Origin of the sequence: Paraburkholderia caledonica (assembly GCF_000383275.1) — a bacterium.
Classification (GTDB): Bacteria; Pseudomonadota; Gammaproteobacteria; order Burkholderiales; family Burkholderiaceae; genus Paraburkholderia; species Paraburkholderia caledonica.
In genome coordinates, this window is record NZ_KB911045.1 from 49,416 (window position 1) to 67,445 (window position 18,030).

The following is an 18,030-nucleotide window of genomic DNA, read 5'->3' on the forward strand; positions in this document are numbered from 1 at the left end:
AGGAATCGATGCTGGGAAACGGATCCGGGCTGCGCAACGAAGACGGCGCGCTCTCGCGGTTTTTTTATCGTAGGCGGTGCGGGATGACAAAAAAAGGCGCATCGAAGCGATGCGCTACGCGGTGTTGATGCCGCCCCCGGTTTTTGCCTTCTGCGTGGCGCTGATGCATTTGCGCTGTTACGCGGCTACTTCATTCATTTCGCTATCGTTCGATTCTGCCGCAAGCAGGTTGAGCGCAAGCAGAATGGCGCCGCGATTGTCGACGTCTATTTCGATGCCCAGCACGTCGGTGAGCCAGCGGCCGATCTTCGTGTTGGAAAAATCGTCGGCGGTGGCCGTCTTTTTCATGGTGACGCCGAGTTTGACGGCGCGATAGTGATACGAGGGCACACGATGCTGGGCCGCAACCGCAGACAATCCGCCTTTGCCTTCCGAGCACCAGCCAAGGCTGCCGGCCAGCACGATGCGCTCGGGCTCGTCGAGGCTTTCGATAAATGCGCGAGCTGCGAGCCGCACGCTTTGCTCGTTGAGACCATATTGCAGCAGCACGCTTTGCACGGGGTCTTCCAATGCCTGGGCATGCAGATCGATTTCCTGCGCCATGCCGTCGGTTTCCATCGACACGTTGCGTTGATGGCCGGCGCTGCGCAGGCAGTCGATCAGATAGCGGCGGAAATACGCGCACAATGCGTAGCCGTTGGACGGCGCGCTGTCCGCGCAGGCATGCGTTTCCGTGTGGCCGGGCGCGAGGCGCAACACCTTGGAATAAATGAACTGCGCGACCAGTTCTTCCTTGTCTTCGCCGAGCGCCTGCAATTCCAGCGGGTGATACGTGCGCAAGGCCCGCTTGACCAGTTCGACCATCGACACCATCTCGTCGGCGGACAGCTGGGTACGGCGGCGCCATAGATCGGGCAGGATCGCATCGTCGAGATTGCGGACGAACTCGTGGCTCGGAACTGCGCCCATGAAAGCCTCCATTTGGGTAAGGCGAGAAGCGCGGTGAGCCTCGACTGCAGGCGAAGAATCGACGATGGAACTGTTTGGGCCGCGCTATGTTGTGAAAGCAGTATGGTCGCCGCCGACGGCTTCGCATATATGGATTAAGTCGTAGCTGATGGGTAAACTGCCGGGTAAACCATCCGACAGGGCGCCCCTCATTCGTCTGATGAGAAAGCGGTTGCGCCTCGCCGCTGCATTGCCGTAGACCGTGCAAGCTCTTGCGCAACACGCCGGGCCGCGCTTCATGCGAGCACCGGGCTTTCGCGCCACATCACCGAATTTGCCGTGCCCACAAGGAGACCGCGCGATGCGGGCTGACCCGATCCAGCGTGCAATCGACGAAGACCTGGTGCGCGTGCTGTACGCGCAAGATCCGATCGCGTTCTTCTCGCACTGGTTTTCGATCGCGGTGCTGGTTGCCATTTACTGGCCCGCCATCCCCTCGCCGCCGCTTTTCATTGCCTGCTTCGGGTTCTATGCGGCGGCCAATTGTGCGGGCCTCGCGCTGTGGATCTGCAACCGGCGTTATCCGCATCTCGTTTCGCCGCGCGGCTGGATCAATCTGCATGCGGTGCGCGGCGTGCTGCTTTACAGCGCGCCTGGAATCGCCATCTGGTTCGCGTTCCAGAGTCCGCAGAGCGATTTGCCGCTCTTGCACACGGTGATGCTCGTCACGCTGGCAGCGGGCGTGTTCATGTCAAACGGTTTCGACATGCTCAATTTCGCCACCGCCATTCCGTTCCTGCTGTTCCCGTCAATCTTGCTGCACTTCGGCACGCATACGTTCGACCGCACGATTCTTGCCATCGTGCTCGCGTTCTTCTTCTGCGCGATCAACGTGTATGCGCTCAGCTACCGGAAGCTCTTCCAGCAGGTGGTGCAGGCGCGCGTCGATCAGCAGTACCTCGCGGAATCGCTTGCGATGCAAAAGCATGTCGCCGAAGAGGCCAGTCTCGCGAAAACGCGATTTTTCGCTGCAGCGAGCCACGATCTGCGTCAGCCGCTGCACGCGATCGGCCTGCTCGCGGCGTCGCTGAACGATCCGGCGGCGACGCCCGCGCAGCATGCGAAGACCGCCGAGCACATTGTCTATAACGTCGAAGCGCTCAATCAGCTGTTCAACCAGGTGCTCGATCTCGCGCGGCTCGAGAGCGGCGTCACGCAGGTGATCCGTCTGCATTTCCGGCTCTCCGAGTTATTCGAGCGCGTCGGCAGCCAGTATCGACCGCAGGCGGCGGCGAAAGGGCTCGCACTGCGAATAGCACCGACGTCGATGGTGGTCCACGACGATCCGGTGCTGCTCGAACGCGTGCTGAGCAATCTGCTGTCGAACGCAGTGCGCTATACCGAGGAAGGCGCGATCTGGCTCGGTGTCCGGCGCGCGGGGCGAACCACGGGCGGCTATATCGAGGTGCGCGATTCGGGCATCGGCATTCCTGCTGAAGAGCACGAACGCATCTTCGAAGAGTTCTATCAGGTCGCGAACCCGCAGCGCGACGCGCGTCAGGGTCATGGCCTCGGGCTGCCGACGGTCAAGCGACTGGTCGGCATGCTGGGCGGCGAGTTGCAGTTGCGCTCGGCGCCGGGCCGCGGTTCAGTGTTCCGCTTCCCGGTGCAGGAGGGCGACGCCAGCGCAATCGTCGCGAGCCTGAACGAAGCGGGGGCGGGCGGACCGTCGGCGCAAGGGCGGCAGGTGTTGTGCATCGACGACGAACCGTCGATTCTCGAAGGCCTTTCCGCGCTGCTCGGGCGCTGGGGCTGCACGGTGCGCGGCGCACGCGACGAAGCCGCTGCGCTGGCCGCGCTGGCGGACGGTTTCGTGCCTGACGCGGTGCTATGCGATTACCAGCTGGCCAATCACAGGACCGGCGCGCAGGCGCTCACGGCGGTGCGCAGCATGCTCGCGCACGCAGGCCACGAAGGTGTGGTCACGCTGCTGATTACTGGCGACATGGCGTCGGCTGAACTGGCTGCGCTTGCGTTGCAAGGCATTCCGGTCTTGCACAAGCCGGTCACGGCGGCGCGTTTGCGCCGCACGCTGGAAATGCTGTGGCAACAGGCGGAACTCGACAAGGGGCATCAGGGCGCCGCTTCCGAATCGCCTGCGGGCCACAGCGTCGATGCAGGCGGTGAAGGGACCGTGCTGAGCGAAGAGACTGGCGGCGCTCAGGCGACCATGCCGCAAGGCAGGGCGGGTGTCGAAGTGCGGCATCGTCCGCAGAGCGCATCGCAACAGGAAGGGTAGGCGGTGATAGTAAGGGGGTCGCGGGTCTTCGTAGCAGCGCGGCGCCAGGGTCAAGAATGGGCGCAGGCAAGCACGAGCAAAAAGCGGATCTGCGTCACGACGTGCCCGCGGGAGTCCATAAACGCGAGCACATCGCGCTGCCGACCACCGTCGCTACAACGTTTTCCCCGCTTCGAGCCACCCGTTGATCACCGCGATTGCCATCGACCGGTTGTGCACGCCGAGCGCCCGGAAAATCACCGACAGATGCACCTTGACGGTGCCCTCGGCCACGCCGAGTTCGCGTGCGATCATCTTGTTGGTCCAGCCGCGATGCACGAGCCGCATGATTTCCTGCTGACGCGGCGACAGATTTTCGAGCAGATGCTGCTGATGTGGCTGCAACGCCTGCAACTGTGCAATCGGTTCGGTCAGCGTCGCCGTGCTCTGGCCGGCGCCGCCCGGCGCTGTCTGCTGCGACGATCCAGCACCGGCGCGCTCCGCGCATGAGTCCGCGGATTGGGCGTCGCGTGAGCCAAGCAGGCTGAGCGCTTCCATCGGCACATATGCGCCGCCCGACAGCACCAGCTCTATCGCCTTCAACATGACGCTTGCGGGCTGCCGCTTGGGCACGAAGCCGAGCGCGCCGGCGGCCAGCACCGCACGCATCTCGTCCGGCGACTCTTCGGCGGACAGTACGACTACCGGGAGAGCCGGATTCGCCTTCAGCAGTATTTCGAGCGACGACGCGCCGCTCATGCCCGGCATATGCAGATCGACGATCGCGAGATCGTGATCGGCGTCGGGCCGCGCCGCGGCGGCGAGTGTTTCCCAAGTATCGGCTTCGTCGAACTGGGCGTCGGCGTCGAGTCCGCGGAGCATGCCCTTGACGCCTTGCCGGATCAATTCATGGTCGTCCGCCACAAGAAACTTCATGATGTCTCCACGAGTCGGGCTTGCGCGTTGTGGACTACCGCTGTTGCTGGGTCTTGTTTTACTTCTGTTGTCGTGAGTCGCATCATTGCCGGCTACCCCGTGATCATAAGCCGATCGGTGTGGGGCGGCGGGCCTTGCGGCTCGCCGCCCCGGTCATTCTCTGCTGGTGGCATCGCCGGCGCCACGTTTTTATTTACGCCTGATCCAGGCAGGTCTCACTCGCGCATTAGTTCCGGCTTGCTACGTAGACGAGCCGTGCGCGTCGTTTTTGAAGCCGCGGGGGTCCGATACGAAAGCTTATGCGAGCCGGATAAACCGTACGGGCGCTCGCGCGGCGAGCCGTCATTTCACGGCAAACAGCGTCGCATTCATCAGAAGCTTGAAGGCGAAGCCAAGCGACATGGCCGAGCCCACGCCGAGGCACCACAGCGCGATGAACCAGAGCCAGCCCGGCAGCTTGCGCGCGGAGTTAGTGATAGTGATGTTGGTCGCCATGACGCACCTTGCCTCGAAATACCCAGTAACCCATCGTCGTGTACGCGATGATGATCGGCAGAATCACCGCTGCGCCGACCAGCGTGAAGGTCTGGCTGGAGCGCGGCGCGGCCGCGTCCCACAGCGTCACGCTCGACGGTATCGCATACGGCCACAAGCTGACCAGCAGTCCGGCATAACCGAGCAGCACGAGCAGTAACGCGAGGACGAACGGCGTGTTGTGATGCCGCTCCCGCACCGCGCGTCGCATCAGGACCGCGCAGGCCGCGACCATGAAGGGAACAGGCAGTAGCCGATAGAAGAGACCGTCGTGGAACCAGCGCTGCGCGATGTTCGGGTCTTGCAGCGGCGTCCACAGGCTCACCATCGCGATGAAACCGAGCAGCACCACCGTCAGCGGCCACACCACGCGATGCAGGCGGCGCTGCAGGTCGCCCTCCGTTTTCGCGATGAGCCAGCAGCAGCCCAGCAATGCATACGTGACGATGAGCCCGAGGCCTGTCAGCAGGCTGAACGGGGTGAGCCAGCCGAAGGCGTCGCCGGCATAAGCGCCGTCGATCACCGGAATGCCTTGCAGAAATGCCCCGAGCACGACGCCCTGAAAAAACGTCGCGCCCGCCGACCCGCCGATGAACGCGAGGTCCCACATATGCTTCGTGCGGTTCGCCTTCGCGCGAATCTCGAAGGACACGCCGCGAAAGATCAGGCACACCAGCATGAAGATGAGCGGCAAATACAGCGCTGACAATACGGTGGAATACACCATCGGGAACACGGCGAAAAGCGCGGCCCCGCCGAGCACGAGCCATGTCTCGTTGCCGTCCCAGACCGGTGCGACGGTGTTCATCATCAGGTCGCGTTCGCTTTCCTCGGGGAAGAACGGAAAGACAATGCCGATGCCCAGATCGAAGCCGTCCAGCACGACATACATGAAAAGGCCTAGCGCGATGATTGCGGCCCACACTACGGTTACGTCCATTTTGTTACTCGCAGGCGATCAGGGTTAGGCGGCGTCGATCATCTGATCGGCGGCAGAGAAAGGGCGGCGCGCGGTCTGGTTTGGCGTCTGCCCAGGCACGCCGTGCGGCGTGTGCCCAGGAAGCGCCGGGCCCGAACGCATCAGCTTGAGCATGTAATAGATGCCCGTGCCGAATACGAGGAAGTAGACGACCACGAACGCCATCAGCGAAATGCCGACCTGTTGCGCGGTGAGCGGCGACACGGCTTGCGACGTGCGCATCACGCCATAGACGACCCATGGCTGACGGCCGGCTTCAGTGGTCACCCAGCCGGCCAGCAGCGTGATGAAACCGCTCGGACCCATCGCCACCGCGACGCGCTGGAACGACTTCGACTCGAACAGACGCCCGCGACGGCGCAACACCCACGCGGCGACCGACATGACGATCATCAGCACGCCCAGCCCGGCCATGATCCGGAAGCTCCAGAACACCACTGTCGAGTTCGGCCGGTCTTGCGGCGGGAATTCCTTCAGGCCGCGTATTTCGCCGTCCCAGCTATGCGTGAGAATCAGGCTGCCCAGGTGTGGGATCGACACTGCATAGTGTGTGGTCTCGGCCTGCATATCGGGAATGCCGAACAGGTTCAGGGCGGTGCCGCCTTTTTCGGTGTCCCAGAGGCCTTCGATCGCAGCGATCTTGGCCGGCTGATATTCGCGCGTGTTCAAGCCATGCTGATCGCCGACGAACGCCTGGATCGGCGTGAGAACCAGCAGCAACCAGAGCGCCATCGAGAACATCTTCTTGACGGCCGGGTCGCGCCGTCCGCGCAGCAGATGCCACGCGCCCACCGCCGCCACGACGAGCCCGGCGACGATAAACGCCGCGAGCGCCATATGCGCGAGCCGGTACGGGAACGACGGATTGAAGATGATCTTGAACCAGTCGAGCGGAACCACACGGCCGTTCACGACTTCGAATCCTTGCGGCGTCTGCATCCAGCTATTGGACGCGAGAATCCAGAACGTGGAGATCAGCGTGCCGATGGCGACCATCAGCGTCGCGCCGAAGTGTGCGCGCGGACTCACGCGCTGCCAGCCGAACAACATGATGCCGAGGAAGCCGGCTTCGAGGAAAAACGCGGTCATGACCTCGTACATCAACAGAGGTCCGGTGACAGGGCCGGCGAAACTCGAAAAGCCCGACCAGTTGGTGCCGAACTGATAGCTCATCACGACGCCGGACACCACGCCCATGCCGAAGGCGACGGCGAAAATCTTCGACCAGAAGAGGCACAGGTCCTTGTAGTACGCCTTGCCGGTTTTCAGCCAGCGCCATTCGAGCACGGCGATAAAGCTCGCGAGGCCAATGCTCAGCGCCGGAAAGACGATATGAAAAGAGACGGTGAACGCAAACTGGATGCGGGCGAGGTCGAATGCCGATATTGCGGAGTTCATGATCGTGAAGTGCGTGATGCCGCGTGGGCGGACTACGCGCGTCGACCGGTGTCGGTGCGCACTGCGTTTCGCAGATGGCCGAAGATTAGGGGAAGCGTGGGATTTATGCTGCGCCGCGACGTGCGTCAAAAAACCGCGTTGTTTTGTGAGGCGGTGCGGTTCTTGTGCTGCAAGCCATTGACATATATCAGCTTTTTCTTATTGTCAGTTTTGCGATGATTAAGCGGGGTGACGCGATACTGCGGCAATCGACCGCGTCGCAGCAAAGCTATCCGCACGTGGTGCTCCTGCGGACCAGGCGCTTCGGATGCCTCGACCTCGTTCAGTATGTCGTTGTACCAGAAGCCAATGCGAGATCCATGAGAAGTTATACGACATCGCATGAACATTAAACGGTTTACAGCTGAATTCATCTGAGAGAAAGCTTTGAAAGGCGCGTTTTTATCAGGGTAAATGCCTAATTGAATTCCGCTTCCGCATCAGAGATAGTACGTCGTCGTACAACTAGATCGAGCAGTAACCGATCTCACCCAAGCCGAGGTGTGGAGTTATTCCCGCCGCTCGCGAGCCGGTGCAGTAAAGGAACCCCTATGAAGAAGATTGCCCTGAGTGGCGCCGGAGGCCAGCTTGGCTCGGTCGTGCGCGCCGCATTCATTGCGCGCGGCAAGCCGTTGCGTTCGGCGGCGGGCTCGAAGCCGCTGACGCCTCTCGTCGAAGGCGAGGACGTGATGCACGGCGACCTGCGCGATCCGGCTGTCGTCGATCGGCTGCTCGACGGCGTCGACGTGTTGATCCACTTTGCCGGGACGAGCGTGGAGCGTCCGCTGCCCGAGATCATCGAAAACAATCTGCGCGGTCTCGTTGAAGTCTACGAGGGCGCGCGCCGGCACGGCGTCAAGCGGATCGTGTTCGCGAGTTCGAATCACGCGATCGGCATGTACCCGGTGACGGAGCGCCTGAGCCTCGATTGCGAACTGCGCCCGGACGGCTTCTATGGGCTGAGCAAGGTGTGGGGCGAAGCGCTCGCACGCATGTACTGGGACAAGCACGGCATCGAAAGCGTGTGCGTGCGGATCGGCAGTTGTCTCGAGCGTCCGACGGAGCCGCGCCATCTGAGCACCTGGTTCGGTCACGCGGACCTGATGCATTTCCTCGACCGCTGCATCGAAGCAGAAGACCTGGGCTTCATCACGGTGTGGGGCGTGTCGGCCAATACGCGCAGCTGGTGGGACAACAGCGGCGCCGAGCGTCTCGGCTACATGCCGAAGCAGAACGCCGAAGACTACGCCGACGAGGTTCTCGCGCGACCCAATCCGCTCGACGCATTCGGTCAGCGCTTCCAGGGCGGCGGGTTTGTCGGCATCGACTATTCGCGCGACGACGCGGACAGCGGCGCAGGCGATGCAGCCGCTTCGGCCGCGCGGCCGTCCTGAACGATCAGGTATTAGGAGACGCAGCAATGAAGATAAAGGGCATCCGTTGGTGGATGGTCAGTCTGGTCGCGGCCGGGCTCATCATCAACTATCTCGCGCGCAATACGCTGTCGGTGGCCGCGCCGACGTTGATGAAAGATCTGCACATCACGACCGAGCAATACGCTCACGTGGTCGTCGCGTGGCAGCTTTGCTATGCATTCATGCAGCCGGTCGCGGGTTTCCTGCTCGATACGGTCGGCACCAAAATCGGTTTCGCCGCGTTCGCGCTGGCGTGGTCCCTCGCCTGCGCGGCGGCGGCGTGGTCGACCGGATGGCGCAGCCTTGCATTTTTCCGCGGCCTGCTCGGCATTGCCGAAGCGGCTGGCATTCCGGCCGGCGTGAAGGCCACCAGCGAGTGGTTCCCGGCAAAGGAGCGCTCGGTTGCGATCGGCTGGTTCAACATCGGTTCGTCGATCGGTGCGTTGCTGGCGCCGCCGCTCGTGGTGTGGGCGCTGCTGCACGGCCAGTGGCAACTGGCGTTCGTGATCGTCGGTGTAGCGGGCATTATCTGGAGCGTCGTGTGGATGGTGCTGTACAAGCATCCGCGCAATCAGAAACTGCTCGGCGACGGGGAGCGCGACTATATCCTCAGCGGCCAGGAGGCGAAGCACAGCGACGCGGGCGCTCCCAAGCGCAGCTGGTCGGCCATGCTGCGCAGCCGCGACTTCTGGGCGATCGGCATTCCGCGCATTCTGTCGGAACCGGCATGGCAGACATTCAACGCGTGGATTCCGCTGTACATGATGACCGAGCGTCACATGAATCTGAAGGAAATCGCGCTGTATGCATGGATGCCGTTTCTCGCAGCGGATATCGGCTGTGTGCTCGGCGGCTATCTGAGCCCGCTGTTTCATAAGTACGCGAAAGTCTCGCTGTTCACGTCGCGCAAGATGGTGTTCGTGGTCGGCGCGCTGTGCATGATCGGACCGGCGTGCGTGGGCCTTGTCGCGAGCCCGTACGTGGCGGTTGCGCTGCTGTGCGTCGGTGGCTTCGCGCACCAAACGTTGTCCGGCGCGCTGTATGCGATCACGTCCGACATGTTCGGCAAGAACGAAGTGGCTACCGCAACGGGCATGGGCGGCATGGCCGGTTATCTGGGCGCTGCGGCGTTCACCGCGTTGTTCGGCGTCCTGGTCACGCAGGTCGGCTACAGTCCGCTCTTCGTCGTGCTGGCCGTATTCGACATTATTGCGGCCGCCGTGGTGTGTCTGCTCGCGAAAAGCGCGGACAGAACGGCGGAGCCGCGTTGGTCCCAGCCTGGCAGTGCGGTCACCGCGAAGTAAGTGGCGACAAGTAAGCGGGGACAAGTCCGCGGCGTTAAATAAGCGGCGACAAGTCGGCCACGAGCGGGCGCGACGTTCCAGCCTCAGTAGCAACGCAAAGCGGGGCCTTCGTGCGCCGCTTTTCTTTATGAACCGCCTTTCCCGCATCACGGCGATTTTCAATGCGATGACCGCAAGACCGCGCGCGGGAGCCGCACGCAGCCGGGGCCTGTGGGATAATCGTGAGCTTTGCCCGGGGCGCGGCTCAAAAGGTTGTTCGCACGGGCGCTCGAGGGGCCTCCACTCCCTTGGCCCGCTTCTTTCAAGCGATATTCATTCAACCACCACGATGCCCGCATACCGTTCCAAAACCTCCACCGCCGGTCGCAACATGGCTGGAGCGCGCTCCTTGTGGCGCGCTACCGGCATGAAAGACGAAGACTTCTCGAAGCCGATTATTGCGGTGGTCAATTCGTTCACCCAGTTCGTGCCCGGACACGTGCACCTGAAAGACCTCGGCCAGCTCGTCGCACGCGAGATCGAAGCCGCGGGCGGCGTAGCCAAGGAATTCAACACCATCGCCGTCGATGACGGCATTGCGATGGGCCACGACGGCATGCTGTATTCGCTGCCGAGCCGCGACATCATCGCGGATTCGGTCGAATACATGGTCAATGCGCACTGCGCCGACGCGATGGTGTGCATCTCGAACTGCGACAAGATCACGCCCGGCATGCTGATGGCCGCCATGCGCCTGAACATTCCCGTGATCTTCGTGTCCGGCGGCCCGATGGAAGCCGGCAAGACGCGCCTCGCCAATCCGAAGACCGGCACGATCGAGTTCAAGAAGCTCGACCTCGTGGACGCGATGGTGATTGCCGCCGACAAAGCGTATTCCGACGCCGATGTGGCCGAAGTCGAACGCTCCGCCTGCCCGACCTGCGGCTCGTGCTCGGGTATGTTCACGGCTAACTCGATGAACTGCCTGACCGAGGCGCTCGGCTTGTCGTTGCCCGGCAACGGCACCGTGGTCGCGACACACGCGGACCGCGAGCAGCTCTTCAAGCGCGCCGGCCGCCGCATCGTGGAACTGGCCCGCCAGTACTACGAGCAGGAAGAGGCGAGCGTGCTGCCCCGTGCGGTCGGCTTCAAGGCGTTCGAAAACGCCATGACGCTCGATATCGCGATGGGCGGTTCCACCAACACGATCTTGCACCTGCTGGCAATCGCGCGCGAAGCCGAGATCGACTTCACGATGACGGACATCGACCGTCTTTCGCGCATCGTGCCGCAGTTGTGCAAGGTGGCGCCCAATACGAACAAGTACCACATCGAGGACGTGCACCGCGCAGGCGGCATCATGGCGATTCTCGGCGAGCTCGACCGCGCCGGCAAGCTGCAAACGGACGTGCCCACGGTGCACGCGCCCACGCTGAAAGACGCGCTGGATCAGTGGGATATCGTGCGCACCGGGGACGAGGCCGTCAGGACCTTCTACATGGCGGGCCCGGCCGGCGTTCCGACGCAGGTGGCATTCAGCCAGAACACGCGCTGGCCCAGTCTCGATCTCGACCGCGCCGAAGGTTGTATCCGCTCTTACGAGCACGCGTTCTCGAAGGAAGGCGGCCTTGCGGTGCTGACGGGCAACATCGCGCTCGACGGCTGCGTGGTGAAGACCGCCGGCGTCGACGAAAGCATTCTGGTGTTCGAGGGCACGGCTCACGTCACCGAATCGCAGGACGAAGCGGTGGAAAATATTCTCGCGGGCAAGGTCAAGGCGGGCGACGTCGTGATCGTGCGCTACGAAGGTCCGAAGGGCGGCCCGGGCATGCAGGAAATGCTTTATCCGACGAGCTATATCAAGTCTCAGGGTTTGGGCAAAGCGTGCGCGCTGCTGACAGACGGCCGCTTCTCGGGCGGCACTTCCGGCCTGTCGATCGGCCATTGCTCGCCGGAAGCGGCAGCAGGCGGCGCGATCGGCCTCGTGCGCGATGGCGACAAGATCCGCATCGATATTCCGAACCGTACGATCAACGTGCTGTTGTCGGACGCCGAACTGGCAAGCCGCCGCGACGAGCAGAACGCGAAGGGCTGGAAGCCTGCCAAGCCGCGTCCGCGCAAGGTGTCGGCGGCGCTGAAGGCCTACGCGAAGCTGGTCATGTCGGCCGACAAAGGCGCGGTGCGCGACCTGTCGTTGCTGGAAGACTGATTGCGATAGCGGCTGCGGCCGATTCTCGTTTCGAAAAAAAACCGCTCATCCGAGCGGTTTTTTTTCGGGCCCGCCGCGCTCGCCTTCTAACGCAGGTCAGTCACATTCGTGTTGTACGTCGTCGAGCCGATGACGACGTTCTTCAACGTGATGCCGTTGACGTTGTACGCATAGATCGGCCCGGGCGTGGTCGACGTGGCCGGTCCCGCGCAAACCGCCGTGCCCAGGTTGCAGTTCGAGATGGTGACGCCTGTGATCGGCGGGATCGTCGGCGCGGGCGTGGGTCCGTTGTAGTCGAACGCAACCGGACCTTGTGCGACGATCGCCTGGAAGCACGAACCGGTGACGCCGCCGGAGGTCACGTTGCTCGCCTGCACATTCGATATGTTCACGTTCTGCACGACGGCAGGCCGCGTTCGTATCGCGTCGTTGGCGGGCTGATAATCGCAGTCGAATGTAATCAGACCGCCTTGGGCCGCTGACGGATTCGCCGCGCTCGCGGTGACCACGCCGAGCGGCACCGTGCCGTTGATCGGGCTACCCGCGAGCAGCGCGCTGCCGTAGCCGCCGCCTTTCAATGCGACGCCGTTGGGCAGCGTCACCTTGTCGACATAGAAGTTTTTCACGAAGCCGCCGCGATTCATGTTCGTCTTGATGCGGATCGCGATGTTCAGCGGATTGGTCGCCCAGTTCTGGTTCAACATTTGCAGATTGCGTGCGTAAATGTTCTGCACGCCGCCGCCCATTTCGCTGCCGAGCGTAATGCCGCCGTGACCGCTATTCATCGTGCAGTTCTGGATGACGTGGTTCTGCGCGGGACCGTATTGCGTGTCGAGATCCTTGCCCGATTTGATCGCGATGCAGTCGTCGCCCGTATTGAACGTGACGTTGTCGCAGAGCACGTTATTGCACGCGTCCGGATCGAAGCCGTCGTTATTCGGGCCGATACTGTTGGTCGTGACGCCGCGAATCACCACGTTCTTGCAAGCGGTCGGATGATGCTGCCAGAACGGCGTGTTATTGGTGCAATAGTTCTCCATCAACACGTTCGTGCAGCCGATAAACTCGACCATGCACGGGCGCAGATAGTGGCCGATGCCGAAGATACGCTTCGCAATCGGAACGCCGGCTTCCGAGAGAGCGGGCAAGTAGTTCTGATCCTGTTGCCATGGCGTCGTCGGGCTCGTCAGCTGTGCGTATAGCGTGTCGGAAATGCCTGGTGCGGCAGTCCGGAGGTCCACATTGTTCGGATTCCGATATACCTGAGAAGGTGTCGACGAGCTCACGCAACCATAGGCGCCATTCGAACCCTTGAATGTCCACCAGCATGTGGCAGTGTTGCCTGAACCGGAGAAGGGCGTCATGGCCTGGCCGTTCAGAACCGAGGTTGCATCTTCGCCGGTCAACGCGATGTTGGTCTGATTGCGGGCGTACACCGGTGAGCCGTAGTTCAGGCAATCATTGGCCTGCCAGCGGCTGTAAAAGAGTTTGCCGTTCGCACCGCAGTCTACCGGGCCGTCCTTCGCATAGTCCGCCGGATTTGGGCTGAAATAGATCGTGCAATTCGCGCTCAGGTGAAAGTTGACGTTGCTGAGCAGCACGATCGGCCCGGCGCAATACCAGGTACCGGAGGGCACCACGACGCGTCCGCCGCCAGCCGCGTTGCAGGCCTGAATCGCAGCGAGAAACGCGGGCCGCGAGTCGAATGACGACGGCGCGTGAGTCTGGTTAAAGCCGGGGCTCGCGGGTGAAGAAGAACCCGTGTACGGATTGGTCGCGGCGACAACGGCGCAAGGCTGTGCGCCGTATTGCGTGACGACGAAGTCACGCGACGGGAACATGGACTGCGTGACGCCGGCGAGCGACGCGATGATTTGCGTCGCCGCGCCGGCACTGCCCCAGATCGGATCTTCCGGTGTCAGGCCCGAACTGCCCGAGCCGCCGCATGCGGACAGGCCGCCGACGAGCGTCGCGCCCGCCGAGGTCCCGGCGAACACCATGAAAGCCCGGCGCCCCGGCGAAGCAGGGTCGGCGCGACCCGAGTTTGCCGATGTCGCCCCTTTGCTGCCGCTTTTATATTGAGTTGCCACGAATGTCTCCATGCCCTTGAGGGCGTTGTAAATAGTCGTCGATGCTCGAAAGCGCGCGGCTCATCTCGACCGCTTGAATTCCATCAGTCATCCTTAACAAATGAAAGAAACGAAGGGATTTTGTCTGCTTGCGATGAGTTGAAACGCAATACGCGCCGCTTTGCCCGTTCGTCGGATTAAACGGAGAAAGCGGCGCGACCGGATGCGCGTGGCGGGTCAGGTTGTTTGCTGGCCGATCTCGTGATTGGCGAGCACTTCGAGCGCGCGCACCATCGCGGAGTGGTCCCACGCCTTGCCGCCGTGCGCGACGCATGCGTTGAAAAGTGCCTGACATGTAGCCGTATTCGGCAACGAGACACCGAGTGTCTGCGCGGTCTGAAGCGCGAGATTCAAATCTTTCTGATGCAGTTCGATGCGGAAGCCGGGGTCGAACGTGCGTTTGGTCATACGCTCGCCGTGTACTTCGAGAATGCGCGACGACGCGAAGCCGCCCATCAGGGCTTCTCGCACGCGAGCCGGGTCCACGCCGGCTTTCGACGCAAGCAGCAGCGCCTCGCCGACTGCCTCGATAGTGGCCGCCACGATCACCTGATTGGCGACTTTGCATACCTGTCCGGCGCCGACCGCGCCGATTAGCGTGACGTTTTTGCCCATCATGTCGAACAACGGCTTCACGCTGTCGAAGGTGGCCTGCTCGCCGCCCACCATGATGGTGAGCGAACCCGCCTTCGCGCCGACTTCGCCACCCGACACCGGAGCGTCGAGATAGTCCGCGCCGGTTTCACGTACGCGAGCGGCGAAGTCGCGGGTGGCCATCGGCGAAATCGAACTCATGTCGACCACTGTCTGTCCGGCGCGCAAGCCGCTCGCCAGCCCGTTTTCGCCGAACAGCACGCGCTCGACGTCCGGCGTGTCCGGCACCATGATGAAGATCACGTCCGCCTGTGCGGCGACGGCGGCGGGGCTGTCGCAAGCCTGCGCGCCGGCTTGGGTGAGATCGTCGGGCACGGCGCTGCGCGTGAAGGCAGCGAGCGTGACGCCGTTCTTGAGAAGATTGGCAGCCATGGGCTTGCCCATGATGCCGAGTCCGATAAAGCCTGCTTTTTGCATGGAATGCTCCGGAGATTTCAAGGCGGCCACGCCTGTGCGGGGTAGTGTGCGCTTAGCGCCCGGTTCAGCTTTGGCCTGCTGGTTTCTGCATGAAGTGTTGGTGGACCGTCTGCGCGGCGTTCCTCAAGAGCCCGAGGTCGGCGCAGACAGCGATGATGCGGCAGCCCATGTCACGATAACGCTCCGCGTCGGCTTGCACCGGTGCAAGAATGCCGCTCGGCTTGCCGGCGGCCTGCGCGCGCTCGAACACATGCGCGATCGCCTGCTGCACGTCGGGATGTCCGGCATTGCCCAGGTGCCCGTATCCCGCGGCGAGGTCCGACGGCCCGACGAAAACGCCGTCGACTCCGTCCACGGCAAGAATTTCGTCGATGGCGTCTACCGCTTGGCGGCTCTCGATTTGCACGATCACGCAGACGTTGTCGTTGGCAATGTCAAAATAGTCGGGTACCGTCGCATAGCGGTTGCCGCGGTGACCCACCGAAACGCCGCGAATGCCCTGTGGCGGATAGCGGGTGGCAGCGACCGCGCGCGCCGCGTCGTCGGCGCTATCGACGAACGGCACGAGGAAGTTGGAAAAACCGCTGTCGAGCAGCCGCTTGATAACGACGCTGTCGTTGCCTGGCGGGCGCACCACCGGCGCGCTGCGGCTGTCCTTGAGCGCCATCAGTTGCGGAATCAGCGTGAGGACGTCGTTGGGTGCATGCTCGGCGTCGAGCAGCATCCAGTCGAATCCGATCACGCCGAGCAACTCCGTGACGATCGGGCTGGCGAGCGAGGCCCAGCAGCCAATCAGGGTTTCGCCTCCGCGAACCGCCTGGCGGAAGCTATTGGGAAGGGACTGATAAGGCTGGCAGGGCGCGGCTGGCATGAACGTTTTCCTCGAACGGCAATGGATCGGGCTAGTTCCGACGATAGCTGACCGCATGTTATAGGTCGTCGTATATCTATTTCAGGTTAGCACCCGAGGAAGGCGTTGTAACGGGCACGTTAACCCGAATCCATGCCGAAGCAGGGCGGTTCCGGTTGCACAGGAACGCTGCTATGTTGTAGGATGACTTATATCTTTAGCATTCAATCCAAAGGAAGAGACATGTCCAGTTCCAGCGAAGTCATCGGTCGGATCACCGGCGAAATGCTGATCGGCCGTCAATCGGTGCGCGGCGCCGAAGAGGCGCTGCACGCATTCAATCCCGCCACCGGTGCGGACATCGCCGAGCCGGTTTTCGGCAGCGGCACGGCTCGCGACGTCGGCCTTGCGTGCGAACTGGCGCAGAAAGCGTTCGATCCGTACCGCCAACTGCCGCTCTCCGTACGCGCGGAATTCCTGGAGCGTATCGCCGACGGCATCACTGCGCTGGGCGATGCGCTCGTCGAGCGCGCGCAGCAGGAGTCGGGCTTGCCGAAAGCGCGCCTCGAAGGCGAGCGCGGCCGCACGACCGGTCAGTTGAAGCTGTTTGCGCAATTCGTTCGCTCGGGCCAGTGGCTCGACGCGACGCTCGACTCGCCGCTGCCTGAGCGCAAGCCGCTGCCGCGTTCCGACCTGCGCATGCAGAAAATTGCGATCGGCCCGGTCGCCGTGTTCGGCGCAAGCAACTTCCCGCTCGCGTTTTCCGTGGCGGGAGGCGATACGGCTGCGGCGCTCGCGGCCGGCTGCCCGGTGGTGGTGAAGGCACACCGTGCCCACCTCGGCACGTCGGAAATGGTCGGCCGCGTGATTCAACGCGTCGCACAGGAAATGGATTTGCCCGAAGGCGTGTTCTCGCTGATCGTCGGTGCAGGCAATTCGGTCGGTGAGGCCCTAGTCGCGCATCCGGCGATCAAGGCGGTCGGCTTTACTGGTTCGCGCGCGGGCGGCCTGGCGCTGATGCGCGTCGCGGCGGCGCGTCCCGAGCCGATTCCGGTCTTTGCGGAAATGAGCAGCATCAACCCGGTTTTCCTGCTGCCGAACGCGCTCACGCAGCGCACCGAGAACATCGCTCGCGGTTTCGTGGATTCGCTGGTGCTCGGCGCCGGCCAGTTCTGTACCAACCCGGGCCTTGCAATCGCTGTCGACAGCGACGCGCTGAAGAACTTCGTCGCCGTGGCGTCCGAGGCGCTGGGCGGCAAGCCCGCGCAGACCATGCTCACATCGGGCATCCATTCGGCGTACACGCAAGGCGAAAGCAAACTGGCCGGAATTCCGGGCGTGGAGACGGTGGCGCGCGGCGTCGACGTGACGGGGCCGAACCAGGCGCGCGCGGCATTGTTCGTGACGGACGCCAAAACGTTCCTCGCCACGCCGGCGCTGGAAGACGAGGTGTTTGGACCGGCATCGACGATCGTGCGTTGCAAGGACGAAAACGAACTGCTGCAGGTTGCCGAGCACTTTGCAGGCCAGTTGACCGCGACGATCCAGATGGACAGCGCCGACGTACCCGCAGCCAGAAGGCTCGTGCCGATTCTCGAGCGCAAGGCTGGCCGGCTTCTGGTCAACGGCTATCCGACCGGTGTCGAAGTGTGTCACGCGATGGTTCACGGCGGCCCGTTCCCGGCTACGTCCGATAGCCGCGCGACTTCGGTCGGCACGACCGCGATCGAGCGTTTCCTGCGTCCGGTCTGCTATCAGGATTTCCCGGCCGATCTGCTGCCGCAGGCGCTGGCTGACGACAATCCGCTCGACTTGTGGCGCCGCCGCGATGGCGAGATCACGCGCAGCTGATCGTTGCGATCGAACTGCGGCTGAAACGAAAAATGGCCGGGGAGGCGACTCCCCGGCCATTTTTTTGCGTACTCGCCGCATATTCGCCGTGTATTCGCCGAGAGAAACGG

General features: G+C 62.9%; 13 protein-coding genes. 5 read left to right on the plus strand and 8 right to left on the minus strand.

Going from position 1 to position 18,030, the window contains the following annotated elements; translation table 11 throughout:
- Positions 1-177: 177 nt before the first annotated feature.
- Positions 178-969 (minus strand): hypothetical protein, encoded by a 792-nt coding sequence (locus H281_RS0127295; RefSeq protein ID WP_020070320.1) that lies wholly within the window; start codon positions 967-969, stop codon positions 178-180.
- A gap of 340 nt (positions 970-1,309) precedes the next feature.
- On the opposite strand from H281_RS0127295, the gene H281_RS0127300 reads away from it, so the two are divergent.
- On the plus strand, positions 1,310-3,247 hold the full coding sequence (locus tag H281_RS0127300) for an ATP-binding response regulator (RefSeq protein WP_020070321.1): 1,938 nt from the start codon (positions 1,310-1,312) through the stop codon (positions 3,245-3,247).
- Between the two features lie 153 nt (positions 3,248-3,400).
- On the opposite strand, the gene H281_RS0127305 is transcribed toward H281_RS0127300, so the two are convergent.
- The 4 genes from H281_RS0127305 to H281_RS0127320 form a co-directional block, all read right to left on the minus strand.
- Positions 3,401-4,162: a response regulator transcription factor gene (locus tag H281_RS0127305; RefSeq protein ID WP_020070322.1), complete on the minus strand. Its 762-nt coding sequence runs from the start codon at positions 4,160-4,162 to the stop codon at positions 3,401-3,403.
- 342 nt (positions 4,163-4,504) lie between these two features.
- Positions 4,505-4,657, minus strand: a complete 153-nt coding sequence (locus H281_RS37030) for a hypothetical protein (RefSeq protein WP_020070323.1) — start codon at positions 4,655-4,657, stop codon at positions 4,505-4,507.
- Positions 4,632-5,636: a cytochrome d ubiquinol oxidase subunit II gene (gene cydB / locus H281_RS0127315; protein WP_020070324.1), complete on the minus strand. Its 1,005-nt coding sequence runs from the start codon at positions 5,634-5,636 to the stop codon at positions 4,632-4,634. Before cydB ends, H281_RS37030 begins: the two co-directional genes overlap by 26 nt.
- A gap of 24 nt (positions 5,637-5,660) precedes the next feature.
- The gene (locus tag H281_RS0127320; protein WP_020070325.1) at positions 5,661-7,073 is read right to left on the minus strand and encodes a cytochrome ubiquinol oxidase subunit I; all 1,413 of its coding nucleotides are present in this window, start codon (positions 7,071-7,073) and stop codon (positions 5,661-5,663) included.
- A gap of 590 nt (positions 7,074-7,663) precedes the next feature.
- On the opposite strand from H281_RS0127320, the gene H281_RS0127325 reads away from it, so the two are divergent.
- The 3 genes from H281_RS0127325 (at position 7,664) to ilvD (ending at position 12,019) form a co-directional block, all read left to right on the plus strand.
- A complete protein-coding gene (locus tag H281_RS0127325; protein ID WP_020070326.1) occupies positions 7,664-8,506 on the plus strand; it encodes an NAD-dependent epimerase/dehydratase family protein in 843 nt (280 codons plus the stop codon).
- Between the two features lie 26 nt (positions 8,507-8,532).
- Positions 8,533-9,831, plus strand: coding sequence for an MFS transporter (locus H281_RS0127330; RefSeq protein WP_020070327.1), 1,299 nt, complete (start codon positions 8,533-8,535; stop codon positions 9,829-9,831).
- Between the two features lie 328 nt (positions 9,832-10,159).
- Positions 10,160-12,019, plus strand: coding sequence for a dihydroxy-acid dehydratase (gene ilvD, locus H281_RS0127335; protein ID WP_027804989.1), 1,860 nt, complete (start codon positions 10,160-10,162; stop codon positions 12,017-12,019).
- An 86-nt stretch (positions 12,020-12,105) separates the two neighbouring features.
- Here ilvD and H281_RS0127340 read toward each other — a convergent pair whose 3' ends face one another.
- From H281_RS0127340 to garL, 3 genes are all read right to left on the minus strand, one after another.
- Positions 12,106-14,019, minus strand: coding sequence for a glycoside hydrolase family 28 protein (locus tag H281_RS0127340; RefSeq protein ID WP_241077917.1), 1,914 nt, complete (start codon positions 14,017-14,019; stop codon positions 12,106-12,108).
- 306 nt (positions 14,020-14,325) lie between these two features.
- Entirely contained in the window at positions 14,326-15,240 is a 915-nt protein-coding gene (locus H281_RS0127345; RefSeq protein WP_277394745.1) for a 2-hydroxy-3-oxopropionate reductase, read from the minus strand.
- A 43-nt stretch (positions 15,241-15,283) separates the two neighbouring features.
- The gene (garL, locus tag H281_RS0127350) at positions 15,284-16,090 is read right to left on the minus strand and encodes a 2-dehydro-3-deoxyglucarate aldolase (RefSeq protein ID WP_020070331.1); all 807 of its coding nucleotides are present in this window, start codon (positions 16,088-16,090) and stop codon (positions 15,284-15,286) included.
- A 222-nt stretch (positions 16,091-16,312) separates the two neighbouring features.
- Between garL and H281_RS0127355 the strand changes: the two genes are divergently transcribed.
- Positions 16,313-17,920 carry an aldehyde dehydrogenase (NADP(+)) gene (locus tag H281_RS0127355; protein WP_020070332.1) on the plus strand — a complete coding sequence of 536 codons (1,608 nt, stop codon included), beginning with the start codon at positions 16,313-16,315 and terminating at the stop codon, positions 17,918-17,920.
- The last annotated feature ends 110 nt before the right edge of the window (positions 17,921-18,030 follow it).

Excerpts from the sequence above, each read along its gene's own strand:
- H281_RS0127295 (WP_020070320.1), bottom strand. The coding sequence starts at position 969 with ATGGGCGCAGTTCCGAGCCACGAGTTCGTCCGCAATCTCGACGATGCG.
- H281_RS0127300 (WP_020070321.1), top strand. The coding sequence starts at position 1,310 with ATGCGGGCTGACCCGATCCAGCGTGCAATCGACGAAGACCTGGTGCGC.
- H281_RS0127305 (WP_020070322.1), bottom strand. The coding sequence starts at position 4,162 with ATGAAGTTTCTTGTGGCGGACGACCATGAATTGATCCGGCAAGGCGTC.
- H281_RS37030 (WP_020070323.1), bottom strand. The coding sequence starts at position 4,657 with ATGGCGACCAACATCACTATCACTAACTCCGCGCGCAAGCTGCCGGGC.
- cydB (WP_020070324.1), bottom strand. The coding sequence starts at position 5,636 with ATGGACGTAACCGTAGTGTGGGCCGCAATCATCGCGCTAGGCCTTTTC.
- H281_RS0127320 (WP_020070325.1), bottom strand. The coding sequence starts at position 7,073 with ATGAACTCCGCAATATCGGCATTCGACCTCGCCCGCATCCAGTTTGCG.
- H281_RS0127325 (WP_020070326.1), top strand. The coding sequence starts at position 7,664 with ATGAAGAAGATTGCCCTGAGTGGCGCCGGAGGCCAGCTTGGCTCGGTC.
- H281_RS0127330 (WP_020070327.1), top strand. The coding sequence starts at position 8,533 with ATGAAGATAAAGGGCATCCGTTGGTGGATGGTCAGTCTGGTCGCGGCC.
- ilvD (WP_027804989.1), top strand. The coding sequence starts at position 10,160 with ATGCCCGCATACCGTTCCAAAACCTCCACCGCCGGTCGCAACATGGCT.
- H281_RS0127340 (WP_241077917.1), bottom strand. The coding sequence starts at position 14,019 with ATGGTGTTCGCCGGGACCTCGGCGGGCGCGACGCTCGTCGGCGGCCTG.
- garL (WP_020070331.1), bottom strand. The coding sequence starts at position 16,090 with ATGCCAGCCGCGCCCTGCCAGCCTTATCAGTCCCTTCCCAATAGCTTC.
- H281_RS0127355 (WP_020070332.1), top strand. The coding sequence starts at position 16,313 with ATGTCCAGTTCCAGCGAAGTCATCGGTCGGATCACCGGCGAAATGCTG.